Origin of the sequence: Actinocatenispora rupis (genome assembly GCF_016861975.1) — a bacterium.
GTDB classification, from domain to species: Bacteria; Actinomycetota; Actinomycetes; order Mycobacteriales; family Micromonosporaceae; genus Actinocatenispora; species Actinocatenispora rupis.
Genome location: NZ_BOMB01000017.1, coordinates 200,191 through 222,038, shown reverse-complemented (window position 1 = coordinate 222,038; position 21,848 = coordinate 200,191). Strand labels below are relative to the sequence as shown.

Here is a 21,848-nt window from a genome sequence, read left to right as displayed (position 1 = left end):
GCACCGGACAACCACCCGCCCGGGTGCCAGGCTGTAGGCACACCACGGCGTCGCACGACGGCGGAGCACGTCGGGTATCCGACGGCCCGGGACGTGGCGGCGCAGTACCGGTGCTGCCGACCGGCGGGAGGCGGCGTCATGAACGACGCGCGGGCACGCAGACCCCTCACCGCGGTACGCGCCGCACGGACCGTCGAGGAGTCCACGCAGCGGCTCGGGCACACTATCGCCGCCGCGTACCCGGCGGGAATCGGGCCGGGCGACATCTGGACCATCCTGGGCGAACTGCGCGCCGCCACGACCGAGATCGCCCGGATCACCGCGGCGCTCGCCGGAACCCTCGAAACCGACCTGCTCGACGGGCGGCTGTCGGTCGACACCGGCCAGCACGCCGGCGACCCGGTCGGCGCCGTCAGCGCCACCACGGCCGCGCTCGACTCGGCGCAGAAGGACTGCCGGCGCGCCGGCGAGGCCATCCGCATCGGTCAGACCCACTGCTCCGAACTGACCCCCACCGACCCGACCACGGCAGGACGCCACAGGTGACAGGCGGCTCGCGGCCAACGGTGCGCTGGTCGCCGTGCACGACGGGGGAACGAGGAGTCGGCGACCGTACGGCGGATCAAGGCGGTTGGGCGTTCACCGTCGCCGCCCGCTTCGGTACGGACGGCGCGGTGGACCGGTTGTTCGACGAACTGATCGGCTCGACACGTGGTCGCGGGGCAGGGTCGGCACGTGGTCGGGGGTCGGGTTCGGCACGTGGTCGCGGGGCGGATCGGCACGTGGCCGTGGAGCCGGGTCGCAGGTGGTCGCGGGGCGGGTCGGCACGTGGTCGCGGGGCCGGGTCGCGCTCCTCGGCGACGCCGCGTACTGCCCGTCGTCGCCGTCCGACATGGCACCGGACTCGTCCTCGTCTGCGCGTACGTGCTCGCCGGTGAACTCGCCGCCGCCCGCGGCGGCCACCGCGTCCGCGTTCCCCGCGTACCAGAAGGGGCTGCGGGAGTACGCGGACGGGTGTGGGGGTGGGCCTGATGGTCCTGGGCAGCCGACTGCTCGCCACCCTCCTCCACCGGTACCCACCTGCCCGGCCGCGGCGGCGCCGGGCGGATGGCTGCCGCTCCGTCGCGAACGTCACCCCGCGAACTGGAGCGCCGACGACGCGGGTGGCGCGATTCGTACCGATGGGTAACGATGGGCCTCCCTACAGATCCCCTGTCCCAAGGAGACCGTCATGGTCGATGGATCATCGTTCGCCCCGGATCGCCGGAGATTCCTGCGGGGCGCCGCCGTCGGAGCACTCGCCGTCGGCGTCGGCGCCGTCGCGGGCAGCGCGCTCGCCGCCCCCGCGCAGGCGTACCCGTGGGGCGGCACCCTGCGCACGGGTGCCACCGGCAACGCCGTCCGGGAACTCCAGATCCGCGTCGCCGGCTGGGCCGCCTCGCACGCACAGCAGGTGTACGTCACGATCGACGGCGTGTTCGGACCGGGCACATTCGGTGCGGTACAACGGTTCCAGGGCGCGTACGGGCTGGCCGCCGACGGCATCGCCGGCCCCAACACGCAGGCCGCACTCGACGCGCTGACCAAGAGCGACGGCTCCACCGCGCACTTCGCGTGGAGCGAGATGTGGGACAGCTACACCGGCGGCTTCGGCGGCGGCGCCGTCACCGCGGCCGCCGCCCAGGAGAACGTCCGCCGCCTCATGTACAAGCTGGAGGCCCTGCGTGTGAAGATCGGCAACCGGCCGATCCACATCACCTCCGCGTTCCGCGGCACCCAGCACAACGCCGACGTCGGCGGCATCCCCAACAGCATGCACCTGTACGGCGCCGCCGCCGACATGTACGTCTCCGGCCTCGCCAACCGCGTCATCTACCAGCACGCCGAAACCTGCGGCTTCTCCGGACTGGAGCGCTACACCATCGACCACCAACACGTGGACTGCCAGGCCGAGTTCGGCCGGAACTGGTGGTGGGAGTCCGGCGTCATCTGACCCGGATCCGTTGCGCCGCAACGGACTCCACAGTGGACGCGACGGCCGGCGGCGCGCCGTTGGCGTACCGCCGGCCCGGTGGCCAGACACGGGCGCACCGCCAGCCAGGCGAGCGGTCCGACCAATTATTGTTCAATTGTCTCATTGTCCAATTGTTGAACTGTTGAACAATGAGACAATTGGACAATCGATTGCGCGGAAAATCGGCACTCGAACTCAGGGCCCGACCGCACGGCCGCGTACGGCGCCCAGTCCTCGAGTCGGGAGTCCTCCCAGCCCGGGCACTGGAACCTCAGGCGGGCAACGGATCCGGCGGCTGCCACCCGGTCGCCGTCGCCCACCGTTCGGCGGCGGCCATCAGGATGTCGCTGGCCGGATCCTTGATCTGGCCGTACGTGGGCAGGTCCGGGGCCGCGAGCGCGAGTCGCCGCTTGAACAGTGCCCACGACGCGCACGCGCCACGGTCGTCGGTCAGGAAGTCCCGGAACAGCAGGGCGTACCGCTCGTTCGGACGACCGGCGACCCGCACGTGCACGTTGCCCGGCCGGGTACCCGCCGGCGGACGGAACACGGCCTTGTCCCACGCACCCGGATCACCCCGCCAACTCTCCGGTACGTGGTCGCGCAGCTCGTGCGCGCCCGGCGACCGCGTGAATCCCGCCGCCAGCAGGCCGTCCGCGAGTTCCGGGTCGGGCAGGTTGCGCACGATCACCTGCACGTCGATGACGTCCTTCGCGGCCATCCCCGGTACGGACGTCGACCCGATGTGGTCGACCCGTACGATGCGCGCGCCGGCGGCGTTCGTGATGCGCTCCGCGAGTGCGGCGAAGTCCGTCGCCCAGTGCGGTTGCCATTCCGTCAGTGCCACGTCCACGATGCGTCTCCCGTCTGCCGACCGGCGTGCGAGCCTGCCAGCTCACGGTCCGACCCACAACTCGGTTCGCGAACGTCTGGTGGCAGGGGTTCGAAACCGGAGAGCACGCCGGCCATGAGTCCCACGAACACTCCACACTGCGCCATCCAGCCAGGTCGTACGCCGCGGACCGGACCGGCGGAACGGAACCGTTGCGTACCAAAGGTTTCCGCGTCACGGACATCAGCGCACGCAACGTGGATCGAACCCGCACGGCGGTACTCTGTCCGCTGAGCTACGTGTGCATCCGACCGCAGCCGTGGCCGGAGTCGTCGAGCGGACAGCGGGACTCGAACCCGCACCCTGAGCGTGGAAGGCTCGCATGCTGCCGTTGACACCATGTCCGCATCGGCCGCCGTGTCGCGGCCTCGTCCGGACGGCAGGACTCGAACCTGCATGCCTGCCGTACCCTTCCGACTCATCGGGTGTCCGGAGGGAGTCGAACCCGTCTCCTCCAGAGTCACAGTCTGGTGTGCACGACCGGTACACCACGGACACCATGTACGGGCCGGTGTGGCCCGTGTTGCAGCCCCGACGGGACTCGAACCCGCTCTGCCAGGGTGAAAACCTGGCGGCCTAACCCATAGCCGACGGGGCCGTGGCGCGCGCGGGAGCCGAACCCGCGGCCGCCGGAGCGAACCTCCGGCGTCCTGTCCTTCTGGACCGACGCGCCCTCCATGCCGGTCGCCGCACCGCACCCCCATGCGGGCGGAACCGGGGCAGTGTCCCCGGACACCGGCCGTGCCCCCGGCTGGATTCGAACCAGCGGCCTTCCGTTTAAGAGACGGCAGCTCTGACCATCTGAGCTACGGAGGCGTGTGTCGTCAGGCGCCGGCACGCGGCCGGTCGCCTGGGTTTCGCGTCCACTGTGGAGTTCTCATGGATCGGGCACCGTCGGGTGCTCGCACGGGCGGGAGGAGTCGAACCCCCTGGTCTCGGGTTTCGAGTCCGGGCCGCTGCCGCAGCTCGCCCGCATGTGTTGTGGTTGCCGGGAAACGTCGAAGGGCCGCCTCCCGGAGTCCGGTGGAGGCGGCCCTTCGACGGGTACGCGTCGTGCGCTACGTCGAAGTACCACCGCCGCCGGGCTTCCCGCTCCGCCCGTCCGGGCAGGCGCGCGCCGTGGCGCCGCTGACGCGGTCCACATGCTGCGTTTTCTGCCACGAGTGCACGGTGCCGTCCTTCGCCGTCGGTGTCGTACCGCATCGATGGTGGACCTGGTTCCGTTCGGTGGCAACGGATTATCCGCCGTACGATGGTGGGACGGTCCGCGATGCGTTGTGGGGGAAGCGATGCCCGGGTACGACTGGGAACCGACGGGGCGGCCCGGCAACGTCGGCCCGCTCGGCCCGTGGACACTGGAGCGGACCGAGTACGTCGGGCGCTGCGGGACGGCCACCTGATCGGCCACCTCTGGGGGTCGGAGCGCGAGGACGCCGCCGGTTTCTTTCCCCGCGCGCACCTCGGCCCCCTCGGGTACGACGCCGGCGGCCGGTACGATCGCGGGCCGATCGCTGACGTACCAAGGGATTTGGGTGTCAGTGGTGGAGGTCGAGGGGGTGCCGGTCGAGTGCGGTGCGGATCTGGTCGAGCCACCCCGCGGCGAGCCGGCGACCGTCGGGGAGCTGGTCGTCGCGATCCCAGCGCCAGGTCGTGACGATCGCCAGGACGAGGGTCCGGCAGTCGCGCAGCAGCTCCTGGTCCAGGCCCGGGTAGTGGTCGCCGACCCCCTCGGGCGCGTGCGCGACGTCGAACTCGACCGGGCCGCGGCAGCACGTTTCGAGGTCGATGAACAGCGGCCCGTCGGTCGTGGCGAGCAGGTTGCCGGGGTGCGGTTCGCCGTGCAGCAGCTGCTCGGCGGCGCCGCGCCCGGTGATCCTGTCCCGAAGCGTACGCAGGAGGGCGCCGAGCAGGTCCCGCTCGGGGTCGGCGAGGTCGGGCGTCAGCTCGGGCCGCGCGATGAGGTGCTGCGCGGACGCGACGCGCTCGGTGAAGTGCGGCGTGGGCACGTGCACGGTGCGCATGCCGGCGTGCAACCGTTCCAGCGCGTTGGCGTACGCGCCGGGCGTCAGCGGCGCGGTCGCCGGCTCGTAGTAGGTCCAGAAGGTGACGACGAAGCCGTCCCGCTCGTACGCGAGGGGCTCGACGCGCGGGTCGAGGAGCGCGACCGGACTGCCGGCCGCGGCGAGCCGTTGCGCCAGCTCGATCTCGAACGGTGCGGCCTCGTGCCGCACGTGCGCCACCCGGACGAGTACGTCGCAGGGCAGCAGGCGCATCGTGATCCGGTTCGAGTCCTGCAGGACGACCGTGTCGTCGACGGCGAGGCCGGCCTCGGTGGCGGTGGCGACGGCCGCCGCCACGGCACGGGGAATGTCTGACGCGTTCATCGTCGTGTCGTCTCCCTGCACGCGATCCGGCCGAGGCCCGTCACCGTATCGCGCCCCGCCGCCGACCGGCACCGACTTTCGCGCGCCCGGCAGGGTCAGGGCGGGGTGACGGCGAGCCGGGCGTCGGTCACGTTGTCGAAGCGGGCGTCGCCACCGCGGACGAGGACGTAGTGCTTCGTGACCGTCGCCTGGTACACGACCAGCGGGCCGTCCGGGTGGAGGTCCGCGGGCTCCAGGCGCTGGCGTTCCGGCAGATCCCCGTTCAGTACGGCAAGGGCGGCGGCGCACGCGTCGGCCGGCACATGTCCGGCGGTCGCCTCCAGGTACAGCGCCTCGGCGCCACCGACTGGGGCGTGCGAGTCGAAGACGGTGATCGCCACCTCCGGGCGCGCGGCGATGTTGCGCGAGTGCCGGCTGTCGGGCGCGGACACCCACACGACCCGGTCGGTACCATCGGCCGCGTAGTACACGGGGGTGGCCCATGGGTGGCCGTCGGCGTCGGCGGTGCCGAGCACGAGGTAGCGGTTGGCGGCGAGCAGCCGCGGTACGACGGCCCACATCGCGCTCATGCCACCCGGTACGCCGGGGCCGATCCCGGTCAGTTCGCTGGCCATCGGCCGCTCCGTTCGTCGGGGCGTCGTCATCGACGCCGGGCACCATTCTCCAACCGGAGCGGGCGCTGCGGGCGGCAACGCGGCCGCTGTCCTGCGCACCGGGCCGCGGTCGTGGTTCCCGGGGTTGGGCCAACCGGTTCTCGGCGAACCACGTCGGTGCGGTGGCGAGACTCCGCCAGCAAGGCCGGCCTGGCGGACGTGACCAGCCAGCTGGAGAAGCTCGATCGCGCGGCCGACCCCCCGCACCCCGTGCGCGCGACGGGCGACAGCTCCTCGGCGGTCGTGCGGCCGCGACCCGCATCCGACCGCGACCCGCTACCCGCGTCCGGTGGACCTCCGACACCTCTTCTTCTCGGTCTTCGCCTCGGGCTTGCCGGCGTCCGTCAGGCCACCGGCAGCCTTGGCCTCCTCCTCGTACCGCGCCTGGCGGTCGCGCTTCGGCGCGGCCACCTTCAGCGGCTCCCGTGAGACAGGCGTCGCGGCAAGGGTTTCCGCACCCCGCGGCGACCGCGTGCGATCCGGGCCGGCGTACCGGAAAGGTCGATGAACGTCCACAGTGGACCGCCGGCACCGGGGGCGCGAACGCCTGCGGTGACGGGCATCGGCGGGTGTGATGCGCGGGCGAAGTGGGTATCCGGTGCCGCATGAACTCAGTCATCGTGGTGCTGCTGGTCGCGTCCGTCCTGTTCCTGGTACTCGCCGCGGTCAACCATGGCAAGTCGCGGACGGTCCGGTGGGAATGGCTCGGCATCGCGTGCTTCGTGGCCACGCTGCTGGTCGGGCGGCTCGCCGCGCTGCTCTGAGCGGGCGCCCACCGACGACGATCCCCATGCTGTTCGTTCTCGATCAGGACGCCGGATCCGCGGACGACGGGCCGCCGCGCTCGTCGGTGCGACGCTCCTGGAGCGGGAACCCGTGACGACCGGGACGTGGTCGTCGCCGGTGGTGACGGTTCGCTGCACGCGCTGCACCACCGCGACGAGCTGGGTACGCGTCGGGTCGGGCCGATCCCGCTGGTTGCCGGGCACGACGTCGCGCGGGGCAGCGGCCTGCCGACCGAGCCCGGCGACGCGGCCGCGGTCGTACGGGACGGGTCGAACGACCTGATCGTCGACGGCACCGGCGACGTGGTGGTGAACGCCGCGCACGTCGGGGTGGCCGCCGACGCCGCCGACTCGGCAGTGTCGGAGTACACGGATGTGGCGACCATCGGGGCCGGACCGCACAGGCTCGCCGCCGCGGCGCACCCGCGGCGAGCGGATCGCAGTTCCTGACGCGGCTGGGCGGTGCCGGGCAGTCCGGCAGCCAGCCGTTCAAGCCGCGGCTGGGTCGGCGGCGTTCCGATCGGCACGCTGCTGGCGTACGCCCCGGAACCGGCTGACGGTGGTCGTGGACGGCCGCACCATCACCCATCCGCGGCGCCGCAGCCTGACGGTCGCCGTGTCCACAGCGGCCGGGATCGCCGGCTTCGCGGCACTCTGCTTCGTCCGCGGGCTGCAACACCGCTGACGGTCACCGATCCCCCGTCAGCGCCGCACGGTACGCAGCACACACGTCCGCATCGGCAGGACGAACTCGCCGACCGCGGTCTCCGCCCGGCCCGCCAGGTACGCGCGGCTGCGGTCCAGCGCCGCGTCCCGCTCCCGCTCGGGCAGTACCAGCATCCCCGCCTTCGTGGCCAGCGTCGCGACGAGCGACTTCGCCGTACGCCGCTGGCCGTGCGGGAACTCCGCGCGCCGCGGCATACCGAACGGCAGGCCCGGGTCGAGCAGGTCGGCGGTCTGCGCGCGCCAGCCGGCGGGAGTGTCGCGCGGGCCGATCGCCTCGCTGCCGCTGACCTCGGCGAGGCCGGCGACCCAGTCGACCCGGTCGTCCAGCACGTTCCACAGGCCCGCCAGGACGCCGCCCGGCGCGAGTACGCGGGCGATCTCGGGGCCTGCCACGGCCATGTCGAACCAGTGCATGGCGTTGCCGGACAGCACCGCGTCGACCGTACCGTCCGGCAGCGGGATGCCCTCGGCGCTGCCCGGCAGGGCCCGGACGGCCGGCAGCGTACGGCGCAGTTCGGCCAGCATCGCCGGGTCCGGCTCGACCGCGACGACCTCGACACCCGACGCGGCCAGCACGCCGGTGAGCTTGCCCGTGCCGGCACCCAGATCGAGTACGCGGGGGCCGGGGGCGGGGTCCAGTGCCCAGCGCACCGCGGCCTCCGCATAGTCCGGGCGGTGCGCGGCGTACTCCACCGCCGCCGCACCGAACGACGACCGCAACAGTCCCTGCTCGTCCTGGCTCACAACACCACGGTACGGGTCAGCCCGGCACGCTGGCGCCGTCGGAGTCGGGCTCCTGCCGTACGAATCCCCCGGCGGACCCGCGCGCGGCCGCCTGACCGGGGCCGATGCGTACCGGAAGCGGGTCGCGGGCCCGGGATGTAGCGGCCGTGTGGCGGCGCAGGGAAGGATCTGTGCCCGTACCGGTCGGGCGCGAACTGCGGCCGGTGCCGGCCGTACCCACGCGGCGTGTGGGCGGGCCGCCTGAGATCACGACGATGCGAGGAGGTTCCATGGGCAGAACGCACCGGACCGGCCGACGTCGGGTCGCGCTGTTCGGCGGCATTGCCGTCGCGGTGACGGTCGTCTCCGCGCTGTTCGCCACCCAGGCGATGGCGGCGACGGCGACCGTCCACACCAGTTCGGGTGCCTCGTTGGCGGTGCACGCCGGACCGCACACCAGCTCGAAGGTCGTGGGGTCGGTGCGCAGCGGCGCCGCGGTGACGATCCGCTGCCAGACGTCGGGTGACACGGTCACCGGCAAGTACGGCACGAGCAGGCTGTGGGACCGGATCCCCGCCGGCTACATCACCGACACGTACGTCTACACCGGCTCGGACAAGCGGGTCGCGCCGGCGTGCGCGACGTCGTCGGCGACCGCGTGCTCGACCGCCGGTACCGGTGACCCGCGCTCCTGCGCGAAGGCCGTGGCGTGGGCGAAGTCGCACGAGACGAGGACGTACCACAAGGACTACTACCGCCGGTGCGACCACATCATGGGCCTGGCGTACGGGTTCGGCGCGTCGGGCTCGGAGACCGCGTACGTGCACTGGAAGCAGGTGCCGGCCAGGTTCAAGCACGCGGGCAGTACGAGCGTGCCGGCCGGTGGGCTGGCGTTCTTCTCGGGCGGCGCGGGGCACGTGATGATCTCGATCGGCGGCGGCAAGTTCGTCTCGAACGACATCCACGGCAACGGCACCCTGACCGTCACCACCATCGGCGAGATCAAGTCGAAGTGGGGCAAGCCGTACCTGGGGTGGACGCAGCCCTGGTTCAAGGCCAACCACTGACCGCGCGCCCCGCGCGTGGTGCCGTCCGCCGGTGCCACGCGCGGGGTTCGTGTCGTCAGTCGCGGAGCCAGAAGTCGTACGGGTGGCGGCCCGGCCGGAACCCGTGCGCCTCGGCCATCGCCGCCGCCTCCCGGAACCCGCGGCCCACCACCGCCGGTACGTGCGCGTCACTGCCGAACGTCACCGCCTCTCCGCCCTCCTCGTACCACCAGGTGACGATGGTCGGGTCGAGCGGCAGCCGGGTGTTGATCTCCAGCGCCCGGCCGGACCGCGCCGTCGACCGCAGCGCCACCCGGAACTCCTCCTCGAACGCCGCCGGCTCGAACCGCCCGTCCGGCCACGTACGCACCGGGTAGTCGATGTGCGCCAGCACCGCGAACGCGCCGTCGGCGGCCACCAACCGCACCACCTCCCCCAGGTACTCCCGGACGACCTCGTCCGCCGGCCGGTGCGGGTAGATCCCCCACGGCTCGGCGAACCCGTCCCCGTCCGGCAGGCAGTGCAGCGACCCCAGCACCCGGTCGAACGTGCCCGCACCGAGTACGGTCGCGCAGGCGTCGGCGTGCCAGTGCGGTTCGCCCAACTCCAGCCCGCTGAGTACGCGGAGGTCGGGGAAGCGGTCGCGGCAGGTCTCGATCGCCGCGAGGTAGCCCGCCGCGTCGAACGGCGGCGGCACCAGCAACCCGTCCGGCGACGCCATGGCGGTCAGGTGCTCGGTGGCGTACGGGCCGTCGACCGCGACCGGCCACACGGTGTGGTCGAGATGCTCGGTGAAGGCGACCGCCGGCAGCCCGATCCGCACTGCCTGCGCGCACGTACGCTCCATCGACGCCAGCGGCGCGTCCCAGGACCACTCGCTGTGTACGTGACTGTCGGCGGGCAACGACACGACTCACCGCCTTTCTCATCCGGCCCGCCAACCCTAGCCCGGCGGATGCGGACGGGCGATCAGGCCGACCTCCGACCGCACGTCCGGCGGGGTGCCGGCGTTGCCCGGCCAGCCGGTACGCGTCCGGTCCACGTGGCGTACGGCGCGCGTTCCGGCCGAGCGCCGTCGCCCGACAGTCCACTGTGGACGGTACTGAACCCGTTGCGGCTACCCGGATTCTCGGGTGTGCGGCAACGGTGCCGTCCGCGGGCGTACCGGAGCGAGGGTGCCGCGCCGCTCGCGGCGTGCGTGGCGGACGCCGACGGTTCGAGCGGGCACCGACCGTCGCGACGGGGGGAGACTCCGGCCGATCGCTGTCGGCCGGATCACGCTTGAGGTTGCCCCAGGGGCAGGGTGGAGCCTCCTCGCAGCGACCGACGCCCACCGGGGCGCGGCGGGGCCGCGAGGAGCGACGATGACCACCACCGACAGGCCGGAGTTGCAGCGGGCGATCGAGGAGACGGCCGCGTCCGGCTTCCTCGGCGTACAGCTGCGGGTGCACGACGAGCACGGCGATTGGGTCGGCTCCGCCGGCGTACGCGAGCTGGGCGGTGCACCGGCGTTGCGCGACGGGCACTTCCGCATCGGCAGCAGTACCAAGAGTTTCGTGGCGACGTCGGTGCTGCTGCTGGTGGCCGACGGCCGGATCGGCCTGGACGCGCCGGTCGACGGGTTCCTGCCGGAGTTCGGGCTGGACCGGCGGATCACGGTACGGATGCTGTTGCAGCACACCAGCGGGATCTTCAGCCACACCGGCGAGATGTACCCGGACGGCACGGTCGTGCCCGGGATCCCGTGGCAGGGAAGGGAATGGGTCGACAACCGGTTCCGCACGTACCGGCCGGAGGAGCTGGTGCGGCTGTCGTTGTCGCGGCCGCCGCGGTTCGAGCCGGGCACGGGCTGGAGCTACGCCAACACCAACTTCGTCCTCGCCCGGCTGGTGGTCGAGCGGGTCGCGGGCCGCCCGTACGCGGCGGAGTTGCGGCGGGGGATCCTGGCGCCGCTGGGACTCACCGGCACCGTCGCCCCCCGGTACGTCCGCGGAGGTCCCGGAACCGCACCACCACGGCTACTACCGGTACGCCGACGGCACGACGGAACGCACGGTCGACGTGACGCGGCACGACCCGTCCTGGGTGTCCGCCGGCGGCGACATGATCTCGACAACCCGCGACCTGCAGACGTACTTCGCCGCGCTGCTCGGCGGCGCGCTCCTGCCGGCCGACCTGCTCGCCGAGATGTGCACGCCGCACCCGACAGGCATCCCCGGGACGGGGTACGGCCTCGGCATCTTCGTCCAGGACGCGGGGCCGCACGGCATCCTGCTGCACCACAACGGCGCCACGATCGGCTCCGCAGCCCTGATGTACGGCACGCCCGGCGGCGGTACGACACTGACCGCCGGCCTGAACCACGTGGACGACGCCGAGATGACCGTCGCGGCGGCGTTCCAGCGCGCGCAGCAGCGGCTCGTCGACGCCGTGTTCGCCCCGGCGCCGACCCGATCGCCGCAGTGAAGCCGGATGCGAGCCGATCGGCGCAGAGAAGGCAGGTGCGGGCCTCGTTGGCGGGGCCGGGCCCGCGGTTGGTCCGCTCGGCGCGGCCCCGGGCATGCGGCGCCCGCGGCACCACGATCGGGAGGCCGGGCGCACACCGTACGCGGGGACTGGGCAGGCTGGGCGGATGACCAACGGAGTCACGATCGGCGAGGCGGCGGCGTTCGTCGGCGTCACCGTGAAGACGGTGCGGCACTACCACAAGCTCGGGCTGGTGGCCGAGCCGCACCGCGACCCCTCCGGCTACCGGCGGTACGGGTCGGACGAGCTGCTGCGGCTCGTGCAGGCCCGGACGCTGGCCGCAGCCGGGGTTCCGCTGGCCGAGATCGGGCCGCTGCTCGACGCCGACGCGGGGCGGTTCGCCGCCGCCCTCGCGGACGGCGAGCGGCGGCTCACCGCACGGATCGCCGACCTGACCGCCCGCCGCGACACGCTCCACCGCCTGACCGACGGCGACCGGGCGCTGCTGCCGGACCAGGCCTGCGCGATCCTGGACCGGATGCCCGGCCTCGGTTTCGGCCCCGACTACGTCGCCGCGCAACGCGAGGCCCTGGTACTGGCCCGCGCGCTCGTACCGGACGGCTTCGACGGTTTCGTCGCGCAGCTCGACCGGCGGCTCGACGATCCGGGGTACGTCGAGTTGGCGAAGCGCGGCTGGGCGGCCGAGTCCTGGGCGCCGGACGACCCGCGGATCGAGGAGCTGGCGACCGCGATGGCCGACCACTACCTCGCACACCCGGAACTGTTGGGGAACCCGGCGAGTACGCGGGCCTGGGCGAACGCGGCGGCGCAGTACCGGCTGATCAACAACCACCGCGGGGAACGGGCGCCGAACTCGGCCCGGCTGACCGCGCTCACCGAGGCGAGGCTGCGGGCGGCGGGCGTACCGATCCCGCGGCCGTGACGGTCACCCGGTCACCGCGGTGGGCCGGTCGGTGCGGCCCCGGACCCAGCCCATCGTGCCCGGCTCCCGCGCCTCCAGCCTGATCCGCTTCGCCACCACGAACCGGCCGGTCACCTCCTTGATCACGGCGCCGAGCCGACCACCGACGTACGCGCGGACCGCGGTGTCGTCCTTGCGCGCGAGCTGCCGTACGCCGGCGCGGCGGCCGAGGCTGACGTACGCCCCGGTGAAGGCCAGGTCGATCGGCGCCGGCGCCGTCCCGGCGATGCGGTCCAGTACGGTGTCGGCGGCCTGCGCGCCGAGCGGCCCAGCCGCGGCCGCAGACGAGGGTGACGGCGCGGCCGCGTTCGGCGAGTTCGGCGGCGGTCTCGATGCCGGTGAACCCGCCGCCGACGACGGTGACCGGCGCGTCGGCCGGCAGCTCGTCCAGCCGGGCCCGCAACCGTTGCGCCGACTCGTACTCGGCGATGTCGTGCGCGTGCTCGGCCACCCCGGGCACCGCCGGCGCCGCCGCCGCGGTGCTCCCCACCGCGTAGATCACGTGGTCGTACGCGAGCGCGCGCCCGGACGCCAGCAGTACCTGCCGGGTGCTGGTGTCGATGCGGGTGGCGCCGTCCACCACCAACCGCACCGCACGCCTCGTGTCGCCGGAAGTCCTTGCCGCGCAAGGCATTCCGCCCGAACACCGGGTGCCGGTTCGACGCGGACGGGGTTGGCGGACTTGACGGCGACACCTATTGAGAGGACTGTATCAATACAGTTCTCTCAACGGAGGTGCCGTGGCGAACCGGTTGGGCGACGTCGAACTCGACGCGCGGGGCATGCGGGCGCTGGCGCATCCGGTGCGGCTGGCGATCATGCGGGAGCTGCGGGAGCAGGGGCCGTCCACGGCGACCCGGCTCGCGCCGCGGGTGGGCGCCACCCCGTCGGTCACCAGCTGGCACCTGCGCCACCTCGCCGAACACGGGCTCGTCGAGGACGCCCCGCACGAGGGCGGCGGACGCAGCCGGTGGTGGCGGATGGTCGGCCGCGGCGTACGGTTCGAGGTCGACCCGGCCGACCCGGAGGCGTCCAACCAGTTGCGCGACGCGATGGAGGCGGCCGAGGGCGACGTCGTCGGCAGGTGGACCCGGGAGGTACGCCCGCGCCTGGACACCACCTGGCTCGCCACCGCCACCCGGCGGAGTACCGGGGTGGTGGCGACGCCGGAGGAGTTGCGCGCGCTGGACGACGCGATCGAACGGCTGCTCGTCCCGCTCGTCAACCGGCCCGCGGACGAGGCGCCGCCGGACGCGCGCAGGACCCGGCTGCTGCTCTACCTGATGCCCTCCGCCGACCCCGCCGACCGGCCGTGAGCGGCCACGGAAGCGTTGCGGGCACGGCGAAAGCGGTCCGCGCCGACCAGCCGGTCCGACGCAACGGCCGCTTCCTCCGGTACTGGTTCGGCCACGCGACCTCGGCGTTCGGCGACCAGGTCTCCACTCTGGCGATGCCGCTGATCGCCGCGACCACGCTGCACGCCGGCCCCGGGCAGCTCGGCCTGCTCACCGCGGTCCTGTGGACGCCGCAGCTGCTGTCCCTGCTGGTCGGCACCGGCGTCGACCGCCTCCACCGGGTACGTCCCCCGCTGATCGTCGCGAACCTCGTCCAGTGCCTGGCCGTCGCCGTCGTACCGGTCGCCGCGGTGTTCGGCGCGCTGTCGATGCCCCTGCTGTACGCGGTGGGTCTCGTGCTCGGCGTCGGCGAGGTGCTCTACGGCACCTCCTACCCCCGCTTCTTCGTACGGATCGTGCCGCGCGCGCAGTACGTGGCGGCCAACTCGCTGCTGTCGACGACGACGTCGGCGTCGAACATCGCCGGGCCGGCGCTCGGCGGTGCGCTGATCCAGCTGCTGACCGCGCCGGTCGCGATGCTCGCCGACGCGCTGACGTTCCTGGTGTCCGCGGCCGCGATCCGTTCCGTACCAGTCGATCCGGCCGACGGCGCCGCGGCCGAACCGTACCTGCTCCGGCTCCGCTCCGGGGTGCGCTACCTGCGCGGCCACCGGTACCTGCGGGCCAGCCTCGGCTGCTCCACGACGATGAACCTCGCCGCGTTCATGGTGCAGGCCCTGCTCGTCCTGTACGCGACGCGCGAGCTGCGCCTCGGCGCCGGCCAGATCGGCGTGGCGCTGGGCGTCGGCGCCGTCGGCGGGCTGGTCGGCGCGACGGTCGCCGGCCGGATCGCGCGGCTGATCGGCACCGGCCGTACGATCGCCGCCGGCGCGGTGCTCTACTGCCTGCCGTCCGCCGGCCTCGCGCTCGCCACCCCCGGCCACCCCGGCATGGTCGTACTCGCCAGTGTCGAGGCACTGTCCGGTTTCGGCGTGATGCTGTTCGACATCAACAACAACGCGATGCGCGCGGCGGCCACCCGCGACGACATGCGCGCCCGCGTCTCCGGCGCGTACTCGACGGTCAACTACGGGGTACGCCCGCTCGGCGCGCTCGTCGGCGGTGTCGTCGCGGCCCGCACCTGCATCACCCCGGTGCTCGTCGCCGCCGCACTGCTCGGTTCGCTGTCGCTGCTGTGGCTGGCCGCGTCCCCCGTGATCCGCCTGCGTACGGTGACCGACCTCGTACCCTGATTGCGGCGGATCCGTTGTCGCGCAACGAATCCCGCGCCCCGACGACCCGGGCACGACCGCCGCCGCCCGCGTGCCCGCACACCCCGGATGACAGCGGAGAGTGATGCGTTGATAACCTCAAGTGACCTCCCGTGGTCGAACGATTCGGTGGTACGCCATGCGCACATCCCTGGTACGACTCGCCGCACTGTTCGCGGCGGTACTGATCGGCGCGCTCGCCGTCGCCGCGCCCGCCGCCGCGCGGTTCCACGTCGGCGGACGGGCCGGGCCGGCGAACCCGAACGCGAGCATGGTCATCGCGGCGACGACCGGCCCCGGCCAGACGTTCGGCGGGTTGCGGGCACCGGCCGGGTTCGACCCGCTGTCCGGCTACCCCGCCTCCGGGTACGACACGACCGGCTTCACCCCGGTCGCCAGCGGGTTCGGCGGCGTCATCCACGGCACCACACCCGACGGCGAAACCCTCCAGCTGTACTGCATCGACCAGCACACCAGCACCTCCAACGGCATCCCGTACGACCCGAGCACGTGGGACGCCACCAAGGTGCCCCACCTCGGGTACGTGCTGCGCATCCTCACCGACTACTACCCGGCGACCGGGCTGCCCACCAGCGCGACCAGCGACGCCCAGCGCGCCGCCGCCGTACAGGCCGCGATCTGGTTCTTCACCGACGACTTCGTACTCGCCACGGGCGATGCGCGGTACGCACTCACCGCGCGGATCGTCACCGACGTCCTCGCTGCCGGACCACTGCCCGAGCCCGTACCCAGCCTGACGATCGCCGGCCCCGGCACCGGTACCAGCGGGCAGCTCGTCGGCCCGTTCGTGGTCCACGGCAACGCCACCACCGCCACCCTCACCGCCACCGGCGCCTCCCTGTACTCCGACGAGGCGGGCACGCAGCCGATCGCCGACGGGTCCGCGTACCCGGTGGGGCAGCGGTTCTGGCTGCGCAGCAACGATCCCGGCACCGCCACGGTCGAGGCGACGGCCGTCGCGCGCACCGCCATCGGGCGCGCCTTCCTGTACGCACCGGCCGATCCCGACGACCCCGACCCGGCCGACGCGCAGCGGCTCATCCTCGCCCAGCCCGGCCACGTCCGTACCACCGCGGTCGCGCACGTCGACGTGACCGGACCGTCGGCGAGCCCGTCCACGTCGGCGTCGGCGTCGGCGAGCGCGAGCGGCCCGGCGAGCACCACGCCCAGCGCGAGCGGAACGTCCGGTGGCGGCAGCCTTCCGGTCACCGGTACCCGACTGTTCGTCCTGCCGGCCGTTGCCGCCGGACTCCTGGTACTCGGTCTCGCCACGGTACTGATGGCTCGGCGCCGCCGCGACCGCGGCCAGTGACCGACCGGGCGTGGGCGCATCCCGCCCACGCCCACCGCTCCCCCACCCGAGCAGTGACCCTGTCCCCTGTGGACGAAGGCTCAGCGCCTCGGGTCGCGAACCGCGCCACCGATCGGGCCGGCGCGCCATGCTGGCCCGAGTCCGCCGTCCTGCCCACCCGAACACGCGGAATGGGACCGGCGATCCACCATGCGTCGGCCGCGCCCAGCGACGCGCCACGGGCGATGCCCGGGCTGTGCGCGACCCCCGCTCCGCTCAACAGAGCCGCCTGCGGCATCGCGGCGCACCGGCGACCGACCGCCTCGACAACCGCTGGACGCCGCTCGTCCGTCGCGTGTGACGAGCGCGACGAACCGTTCGGATCACTAACGACCGTGGTACCGTTCGATCAGTAAACGTTAGTGAGTCGAACGTTCATCGTGCAGGAGGCAGGACCATGATCGAGCCGTTCCGCATCGACGTACCGCAGGCAGACCTCGACGACCTGGCCGACCGGCTCGCGCGTACCCGGTGGCCCAACGAGGTCGCCGACGCCGGGTCGGACTACGGGTTCCCGCTGGCGCGGCTGAAGGAGCTGGCCGAGTACTGGCGCACCGGGTACGACTGGCGCAAGCACGAGGCGGCGCTGAACGAGCTGCCGCACTTCCGTACCGAGATCGACGGGCAGAACATCCACTTCGTCCACGTACGCTCGGCGAAGCCGGACGCGCTGGCGCTGGTGCTCACGCACGGCTGGCCCGGCTCGTTCCTGGAGTTCCTGGACGTGATCGAGCCGCTGTCGCAGGACTTCCACCTGGTCGTCCCGTCGATCCCGGGGTTCGGTTTCTCCGGGCCGACCCACGAGCGCGGCTGGGGCGTCACGCGGATCGCCCGCGCCTGGGCCGAACTGATGCGCCGCCTCGGGTACGAGCGCTACGGCGCGCAGGGCGGCGACTTCGGCTCGGGCATCTCGCTGTCGCTCGGCGCGGTGGCACCCGAGCACGTGGTCGGCGTCCACGTCAACTACCTGCCGACGCGGCCCGACCCGGACGCCGACGTCGTACTGTCCGATGTGGACGAAGCCCGGTTGGAGAAGGTGCGCCGGCTGATGGCGAACCGCCCACCGTTCCAGGCGTTGCAGGCGCTCACCCCGCAGACCATCGGGTACGCGCTGACCGACTCGCCGGTCGGTCAGCTCGCCTGGATCGCCGAGCGGTTCGCGGAGTGGACCGATCCGCGGTCACCGATCGGCGACGACCGGATGCTCACCGACATCTCCCTGTACTGGCTGACCGCGACCGCGGCGTCGTCGGCACGGCTGCACCACGACGCGCCCCGCGGGTTCGCGCCCTGCCCGGTGCCCGTCGGCGTCGCGGTGCTCCCGCACGACATCACCCAGTCGGTACGGCCGCTCACCGAGCTGCGCTACGACGTCCGGCACTGGTCGGAGTTCGAGCGCGGTGGCCACTTCGCCGCGATGGAGGTACCGGACCTGCTGGCGCGCGACGTCCGCGACTTCTTCCGTACCGTCGCGTGAGGTCGGGGCGGGCGCGGCATCCCGGGTGCCGCGCCCGGCCGTCACGTTCCCCGACGGCGGATCGTCCTGTACGCATGAACATCACACTCTGGCTCATCCAGGCCGTACTCGCGGCGACGTTCCTGGTCTCCGGTACGGCGAAGTCGACCCTGTCCCGCGAACGGCTCGTCGCGTCCGGCCAGACCGGGGTGGCGGTCTTCCCCCGCCCCGTCGTACGCGTCACCGCCGTCGCCGAACTCCTCGGCGTACTCGGGATCACGCTGCCCTGGGCGACGGGCGTGGCCCGGGTGCTGACGCCGTTGGCCGCGGTGGGGTTCGCCGCCGTGATGGTCGGCGCGGTCACCGCCCACGTACGCCTGCGCGAGGTCCGCAACACCCTCGCCACGTCGCTGCTGTTCCTGTTGTCGGTGACCGTCGCGGTCGCCCGCTTCGCCCAGCTCTGAACCCGCCCGGTACGTTCGCCCCGCGCGTTCCCCATCGGCGGGCCACACCGTGCCGGCGCGCGAACGCCGATCCGGGACACGCAACCGAATGATCGCCTGGCCGACCGCGAACGCGAGCACACCGTCCGCCCTCGCCCCGCGGATTGGCCGCCCGGGATGCCTAGAGCGGCAAGGGAAGTTGTAGCGGCGCGGGGACCGGGCCGGCGCCGTCGGCGGTGTCGTCCGGGCGGAGTCTGAGACAGCGACGGCAGGTCACCCGCTGCGTGGACGGCTCCAGCGCGGACAGGTCCCAGCCGCCGATCCCGACGTGGCACGCGGGCGCCGGCACCTCCACCCCGCCGACCCACCGGACGAGCCGCACCGCGTGCACGGCGGCCCCCGTACTCCGGCCGACGCGGCAGTTGCGCAGCTCGAACCGTCGCCGGTACGCCGCGGCGGTGCCGGCGAGGACCTGCCCGAGCGGGTCGGGATCGGGGGCGTTCGGTGCGGCCATGCCGGCAGCGTACGCGGAACCCCCGACAGGATCGGCCGGTCCGCGGTCAGGAGCCGGCGGGATGGCGCCGCTGCCACTGCTCCGTCGCGTGCCGGAGGGCGGCACTGATCAGCCCCAGGTACTCGGCGGACGTGCCGAAGCGGGCGCCGGCGCGGGTGTCGGCCCCGAGTACCTCGGCGCCGCGCCGGGAGGCGTCCGCGAGTACCTGGTTCATGTCCAGGGCCGCCTGGGTGGACCGGAGCCAGATCTCGTTGTCGACGACGTACCGTTCGCGGCGCTCGCCGGGCACCCGCTCGCGCTCGACCAGCCCCTGCCGTTCCAGGTACGTCACGGCGTGCGAGACGGACGCCGGGCTGACGCGGAGCCGCGCGACGAGCTCGGCGGCGGTGAGCGCGCCCGCGTCCGTGACGTACAGGCAGGTCAGGACCCTGGCTTCCATCCTCGGCAGGCCCTGCTGAACGAGCAGCCCGGTGAACGACTCGGCGAAGTCCTCGACCGCCCGCGGGTCGCGCCCGTGGCCGGCGTCGGCGGGCGGCGCGGCCGGCCGGCGGCCCGGCGTACGGCGGCGGGCACGCTGCCGGGTGGCGCGCTGCGCCCGGTCCGCGGCGTACCCGTCGGGGCCGCCGTTGCGGGTGACCTCACGCAGGACGGTCGAGGCGGGGCGACCGAGCCGCCGGCCGATCTCCGCGTACCCGAGCCCGTCGGCCAGCCCGGCGGCGATGTGTCGGCGGTCCTCGTCGGTCAGCCTGCCTCCGGGCACCGGTCGCCTCCCCCACCTGTACGCCGGGCCTGGCCCGCGGCGTCTGCCGCCCAGTATCGCCGCGGAACAAGCCCATTGCAACGAACGAGCGGGGCGACACCCCTTGCGTTCAGCTCCACTGTCATTGCAATAAGAGCCCAGCAAACCCGGTTTGTACTGGGGATCTCGCCGCACGAGAAACGTTGACGAGATACTGAACGCAATGTAGCGTTCGCGGGCGTTCAGGGATTTCCGAAGGTTGCGACGCGGGGAGATGCGGGATGTGTCAGGACGACGGCGGCTTCTCCGGTACGGGGCAGCGCAGGGTACGCGAGGTGCTGGCGCGGCACGTCGAGTCGGGGCGGATCCCCGGCGTCGTCGCCCTGTACAGCCGGGGCGACGAGACGCACGTCGAGACCGTGGGCACGATGGAGCACGAGGGCGGCGCGCCGATGCGCCGGGACACCATCTTCCGGATGGCGTCCACGTCGAAGCCGGTGTCGATCGCGGCGGCGATGGTCCTGCTCGACGAGTGCCGGCTGCGGCTGGACGATCCGGTCGAGCCGTGGCTGCCGGAGCTGGCGAACCGGCAGGTGCTGCGCCGGATCGACAGCCCGCTGGACGACACCGTCCCGGCGCGCCGGCCGATCACCGTACGGGACGTGCTGACGTCCACGTTCGGGCTCGGCATGGACATGACCGTGATCGGTACGCCGATCATGAACCGGATCTTCGAGCAGGGCATCACGCCGAACCTGCCCGAGCCGATGCCCGGGCCGGACGAGTGGATGCGGCGCCTCGGCGAACTGCCGCTGATGCACCAGCCCGGCGAGCGCTGGCAGTACCAGATCGCCAGTGACCTGGCGGGCGTGCTGGTGTCGCGGGTGACCGGCCAGCCGTTCGGGGACTTCCTGCAGGAGCGGATCTTCGGGCCGCTGGGCATGACCGACACCGGCTTCCACGTGCCCGACCACAAGATCGACCGGATGCCCACCCTGTACGCGCCGGACCCGCAGAGCGGCGAGTTCCACGTGTGGGACGCGGCGAAGGGCGGGCGGTGGCACCAGCCGCCGGCGTTCCAGGGTGGCGGCGGCGGGCTCGTGTCCACCGCCGACGACTACCACGCGTACTTCCGGATGCTGCTCAACGGCGGAACGCACGGCGGCGAGCGGATCCTGTCCCGACCGGCCGTCGAACTGATGACCAGCAACCGGCTCACGCCGGAGCAGCAGGCCGCCCGCGACACGATGGCCCGCGACAACGTGCACATCTCGTTCGGGCAGGGGCAGCACGGCGGCTGGGGCTTCGGCATGGCGGTGCGCACGTACCGGGGCGACTACGCGCCGGTCGGCCAGTTCGGGTGGGACGGCGGCAGCGGCACCTCGACGTACGCCGACCCGACGAACCGGCTCACCGGCATCCTGCTCACCCAGGTCGGCGCGTCGGTGCCGAGCTCGATCCAGCTCATGCACGACTTCTGGACCACCCTGTACCAGGCGATCGACTGACCGTGGCGGGTGTGCGCGCTGTGCGCGGCGCGCACACCCGTCCGATCGCGCGGCGAACTCCTCCGTACGGGTTGTCGATTCCGGCCCGCGGCACTCGACCTACCAGTGAAGGTTGACCGAGTACGGCTCACGAAGGGAACCGCCGACATGGACTTCCGCCTCGAACTGGTACCGCTGCCCGTCACCGACGTCGACCGCGCCAAGGCGTTCTACGTCGACCGGCTCGGCTTCGGCGTCGACGTCGACTTCAGCCCGACCGACGAGTTCCGGGTCGTGCAGGTGACGCCGCCGGGGTCGGCCTGCTCCGTCGCGTTCGGCCGCGGCGTCGTCGGCACCGCGCCGGGATCGGTACAGGGACTGCACCTCGTGGTCGACGACATCCACGCCGCGCGCGCCGAACTCGCCGGCCGCGGCGTCGACGTCGCCGAGGTGACCGAGATGTCCGCGCCGGGCAAGCCGACCGTCTCGTACGCGGCGTTCACGGACCCGGACGGCAACGGCTGGACCCTCCAGCAGCTCGCCCGCTGACCCCCGGGTACG

The 21,848-nt window shown here is 73.0% G+C and carries 22 protein-coding genes, 5 tRNA genes and 2 pseudogenes; 15 read left to right on the top strand and 14 right to left on the bottom strand.

The features are described from left to right. Nucleotides 1-138 precede the first annotated feature (138 nt). Together Aru02nite_RS15865 and Aru02nite_RS37235 are read left to right on the top strand one after the other, a co-directional pair. Nucleotides 139-546 (top strand): hypothetical protein, encoded by a 408-nt coding sequence (locus Aru02nite_RS15865; protein WP_203658282.1) that lies wholly within the window; start codon nt 139-141, stop codon nt 544-546. Between the two features lie 685 nt (nt 547-1,231). Beyond that, nucleotides 1,232-1,993, top strand: coding sequence for a D-Ala-D-Ala carboxypeptidase family metallohydrolase (locus tag Aru02nite_RS37235; RefSeq protein WP_203658281.1), 762 nt, complete (start codon nt 1,232-1,234; stop codon nt 1,991-1,993). 292 nt (nt 1,994-2,285) lie between these two features. On the opposite strand, the gene Aru02nite_RS15855 is transcribed toward Aru02nite_RS37235, so the two are convergent. From Aru02nite_RS15855 to Aru02nite_RS15820, 8 genes are all read right to left on the bottom strand, one after another. Then, the gene (locus Aru02nite_RS15855) at nt 2,286-2,867 is read right to left on the bottom strand and encodes a GrpB family protein (protein ID WP_203658280.1); all 582 of its coding nucleotides are present in this window, start codon (nt 2,865-2,867) and stop codon (nt 2,286-2,288) included. Nucleotides 2,868-3,181: 314 nt separating this feature from the next. Further along, nucleotides 3,182-3,253: transfer RNA gene (locus Aru02nite_RS15850), tRNA-Gly, on the bottom strand. Nucleotides 3,254-3,330: 77 nt separating this feature from the next. Next, nucleotides 3,331-3,404: transfer RNA gene (locus Aru02nite_RS15845), tRNA-His, on the bottom strand. A gap of 28 nt (nt 3,405-3,432) precedes the next feature. After that, a tRNA-Glu gene (locus Aru02nite_RS15840) sits at nt 3,433-3,504 on the bottom strand. Nucleotide 3,505: 1 nt separating this feature from the next. Continuing rightward, a tRNA-Glu gene (locus Aru02nite_RS15835) sits at nt 3,506-3,579 on the bottom strand. Nucleotides 3,580-3,648: 69 nt separating this feature from the next. Beyond that, a tRNA-Lys gene (locus Aru02nite_RS15830) sits at nt 3,649-3,722 on the bottom strand. A 719-nt stretch (nt 3,723-4,441) separates the two neighbouring features. Then, complete coding sequence (locus Aru02nite_RS15825) at nt 4,442-5,290, bottom strand: phosphotransferase (RefSeq protein WP_239076714.1); 849 nt, start codon at nt 5,288-5,290, stop codon at nt 4,442-4,444. Between the two features lie 95 nt (nt 5,291-5,385). Further along, entirely contained in the window at nt 5,386-5,904 is a 519-nt protein-coding gene (locus tag Aru02nite_RS15820; RefSeq protein WP_203658279.1) for a pyridoxamine 5'-phosphate oxidase family protein, read from the bottom strand. A 644-nt stretch (nt 5,905-6,548) separates the two neighbouring features. Here Aru02nite_RS15820 and Aru02nite_RS15815 point away from each other — a divergent pair. Both Aru02nite_RS15815 and Aru02nite_RS15810 read left to right on the top strand, forming a co-directional pair. Beyond that, nucleotides 6,549-6,707 carry a hypothetical protein gene (locus Aru02nite_RS15815; protein ID WP_203658278.1) on the top strand — a complete coding sequence of 53 codons (159 nt, stop codon included), beginning with the start codon at nt 6,549-6,551 and terminating at the stop codon, nt 6,705-6,707. A gap of 126 nt (nt 6,708-6,833) precedes the next feature. Beyond that, complete coding sequence (locus tag Aru02nite_RS15810; RefSeq protein ID WP_203658277.1) at nt 6,834-7,178, top strand: diacylglycerol kinase catalytic domain-containing protein; 345 nt, start codon at nt 6,834-6,836, stop codon at nt 7,176-7,178. A 252-nt stretch (nt 7,179-7,430) separates the two neighbouring features. On the opposite strand, the gene Aru02nite_RS15805 is transcribed toward Aru02nite_RS15810, so the two are convergent. After that, nucleotides 7,431-8,198, bottom strand: a complete 768-nt coding sequence (locus tag Aru02nite_RS15805) for a class I SAM-dependent methyltransferase (protein WP_203658276.1) — start codon at nt 8,196-8,198, stop codon at nt 7,431-7,433. A 269-nt stretch (nt 8,199-8,467) separates the two neighbouring features. On the opposite strand from Aru02nite_RS15805, the gene Aru02nite_RS15800 reads away from it, so the two are divergent. Then, nucleotides 8,468-9,244 carry an SH3 domain-containing protein gene (locus Aru02nite_RS15800; protein WP_203658275.1) on the top strand — a complete coding sequence of 259 codons (777 nt, stop codon included), beginning with the start codon at nt 8,468-8,470 and terminating at the stop codon, nt 9,242-9,244. A gap of 55 nt (nt 9,245-9,299) precedes the next feature. On the opposite strand, the gene Aru02nite_RS15795 is transcribed toward Aru02nite_RS15800, so the two are convergent. Further along, nucleotides 9,300-10,133, bottom strand: coding sequence for a PHP domain-containing protein (locus Aru02nite_RS15795; RefSeq protein WP_203658274.1), 834 nt, complete (start codon nt 10,131-10,133; stop codon nt 9,300-9,302). Between the two features lie 454 nt (nt 10,134-10,587). On the opposite strand from Aru02nite_RS15795, the pseudogene Aru02nite_RS36665 reads away from it, so the two are divergent. From Aru02nite_RS36665 to Aru02nite_RS15785, 3 genes and pseudogenes are all read left to right on the top strand, one after another. Beyond that, nucleotides 10,588-11,169: pseudogene (locus Aru02nite_RS36665) on the top strand (serine hydrolase domain-containing protein); the annotation flags it as partial. A gap of 115 nt (nt 11,170-11,284) precedes the next feature. Then, nucleotides 11,285-11,689 (top strand): serine hydrolase domain-containing protein, encoded by a 405-nt coding sequence (locus Aru02nite_RS36660; RefSeq protein ID WP_308446270.1) that lies wholly within the window; start codon nt 11,285-11,287, stop codon nt 11,687-11,689. Nucleotides 11,690-11,855: 166 nt separating this feature from the next. Next, complete coding sequence (locus Aru02nite_RS15785) at nt 11,856-12,632, top strand: MerR family transcriptional regulator (RefSeq protein ID WP_203658273.1); 777 nt, start codon at nt 11,856-11,858, stop codon at nt 12,630-12,632. 3 nt (nt 12,633-12,635) lie between these two features. On the opposite strand, the gene Aru02nite_RS37230 is transcribed toward Aru02nite_RS15785, so the two are convergent. Then, the gene (locus Aru02nite_RS37230) at nt 12,636-12,758 is read right to left on the bottom strand and encodes a hypothetical protein (protein WP_275408649.1); all 123 of its coding nucleotides are present in this window, start codon (nt 12,756-12,758) and stop codon (nt 12,636-12,638) included. Nucleotides 12,759-12,981: 223 nt separating this feature from the next. Next, a pseudogene (locus Aru02nite_RS36655) lies at nt 12,982-13,305 on the bottom strand (FAD-dependent oxidoreductase); the annotation flags it as partial. A gap of 106 nt (nt 13,306-13,411) precedes the next feature. Between Aru02nite_RS36655 and Aru02nite_RS15775 the strand changes: the two are divergent. From Aru02nite_RS15775 to Aru02nite_RS15755, 5 genes are all read left to right on the top strand, one after another. Beyond that, entirely contained in the window at nt 13,412-13,987 is a 576-nt protein-coding gene (locus tag Aru02nite_RS15775; protein ID WP_203658271.1) for an ArsR/SmtB family transcription factor, read from the top strand. Continuing rightward, complete coding sequence (locus tag Aru02nite_RS15770; protein ID WP_203658270.1) at nt 13,984-15,258, top strand: MFS transporter; 1,275 nt, start codon at nt 13,984-13,986, stop codon at nt 15,256-15,258. The genes Aru02nite_RS15775 and Aru02nite_RS15770 overlap by 4 nt, the downstream gene beginning before the upstream one ends. 157 nt (nt 15,259-15,415) lie before the next feature. Continuing rightward, entirely contained in the window at nt 15,416-16,609 is a 1,194-nt protein-coding gene (locus tag Aru02nite_RS15765) for a Cys-Gln thioester bond-forming surface protein (protein ID WP_203658269.1), read from the top strand. Nucleotides 16,610-17,045: 436 nt separating this feature from the next. After that, nucleotides 17,046-18,125 carry an epoxide hydrolase family protein gene (locus Aru02nite_RS15760; protein ID WP_203658268.1) on the top strand — a complete coding sequence of 360 codons (1,080 nt, stop codon included), beginning with the start codon at nt 17,046-17,048 and terminating at the stop codon, nt 18,123-18,125. A gap of 74 nt (nt 18,126-18,199) precedes the next feature. After that, a complete protein-coding gene (locus Aru02nite_RS15755) occupies nt 18,200-18,568 on the top strand; it encodes a DoxX family protein (protein WP_203658267.1) in 369 nt (122 codons plus the stop codon). A gap of 160 nt (nt 18,569-18,728) precedes the next feature. Here the strand turns inward: Aru02nite_RS15755 and Aru02nite_RS15750 are convergent, their stop codons facing one another. Both Aru02nite_RS15750 and Aru02nite_RS15745 read right to left on the bottom strand, forming a co-directional pair. Beyond that, nucleotides 18,729-19,061, bottom strand: a complete 333-nt coding sequence (locus Aru02nite_RS15750; protein ID WP_203658266.1) for a hypothetical protein — start codon at nt 19,059-19,061, stop codon at nt 18,729-18,731. Nucleotides 19,062-19,107: 46 nt separating this feature from the next. Continuing rightward, nucleotides 19,108-19,821 (bottom strand): GbsR/MarR family transcriptional regulator, encoded by a 714-nt coding sequence (locus Aru02nite_RS15745; protein WP_203658265.1) that lies wholly within the window; start codon nt 19,819-19,821, stop codon nt 19,108-19,110. A 260-nt stretch (nt 19,822-20,081) separates the two neighbouring features. Here Aru02nite_RS15745 and Aru02nite_RS15740 point away from each other — a divergent pair, with 260 nt between their 5' ends. Together Aru02nite_RS15740 and Aru02nite_RS15735 are read left to right on the top strand one after the other, a co-directional pair. Continuing rightward, nucleotides 20,082-21,308 carry a serine hydrolase domain-containing protein gene (locus tag Aru02nite_RS15740; RefSeq protein WP_203658264.1) on the top strand — a complete coding sequence of 409 codons (1,227 nt, stop codon included), beginning with the start codon at nt 20,082-20,084 and terminating at the stop codon, nt 21,306-21,308. A 147-nt stretch (nt 21,309-21,455) separates the two neighbouring features. Next, nucleotides 21,456-21,836, top strand: a complete 381-nt coding sequence (locus Aru02nite_RS15735; protein WP_203658263.1) for a VOC family protein — start codon at nt 21,456-21,458, stop codon at nt 21,834-21,836. Nucleotides 21,837-21,848: the final 12 nt, after the last annotated feature.

Coding starts and splice junctions, on each gene's coding strand:
- Aru02nite_RS15865 (WP_203658282.1), top strand. CDS start 139: ATGAACGACGCGCGGGCACGCAGACCCCTCACCGCGGTACGCGCCGCA.
- Aru02nite_RS37235 (WP_203658281.1), top strand. CDS start 1,232: ATGGTCGATGGATCATCGTTCGCCCCGGATCGCCGGAGATTCCTGCGG.
- Aru02nite_RS15825 (WP_239076714.1), bottom strand. CDS start 5,290: ATGAACGCGTCAGACATTCCCCGTGCCGTGGCGGCGGCCGTCGCCACC.
- Aru02nite_RS15820 (WP_203658279.1), bottom strand. CDS start 5,904: ATGGCCAGCGAACTGACCGGGATCGGCCCCGGCGTACCGGGTGGCATG.
- Aru02nite_RS15815 (WP_203658278.1), top strand. CDS start 6,549: ATGAACTCAGTCATCGTGGTGCTGCTGGTCGCGTCCGTCCTGTTCCTG.
- Aru02nite_RS15800 (WP_203658275.1), top strand. CDS start 8,468: ATGGGCAGAACGCACCGGACCGGCCGACGTCGGGTCGCGCTGTTCGGC.
- Aru02nite_RS15785 (WP_203658273.1), top strand. CDS start 11,856: ATGACCAACGGAGTCACGATCGGCGAGGCGGCGGCGTTCGTCGGCGTC.
- Aru02nite_RS15765 (WP_203658269.1), top strand. CDS start 15,416: ATGCGCACATCCCTGGTACGACTCGCCGCACTGTTCGCGGCGGTACTG.
- Aru02nite_RS15760 (WP_203658268.1), top strand. CDS start 17,046: ATGATCGAGCCGTTCCGCATCGACGTACCGCAGGCAGACCTCGACGAC.
- Aru02nite_RS15755 (WP_203658267.1), top strand. CDS start 18,200: ATGAACATCACACTCTGGCTCATCCAGGCCGTACTCGCGGCGACGTTC.
- Aru02nite_RS15750 (WP_203658266.1), bottom strand. CDS start 19,061: ATGGCCGCACCGAACGCCCCCGATCCCGACCCGCTCGGGCAGGTCCTC.
- Aru02nite_RS15740 (WP_203658264.1), top strand. CDS start 20,082: ATGTGTCAGGACGACGGCGGCTTCTCCGGTACGGGGCAGCGCAGGGTA.
- Aru02nite_RS15735 (WP_203658263.1), top strand. CDS start 21,456: ATGGACTTCCGCCTCGAACTGGTACCGCTGCCCGTCACCGACGTCGAC.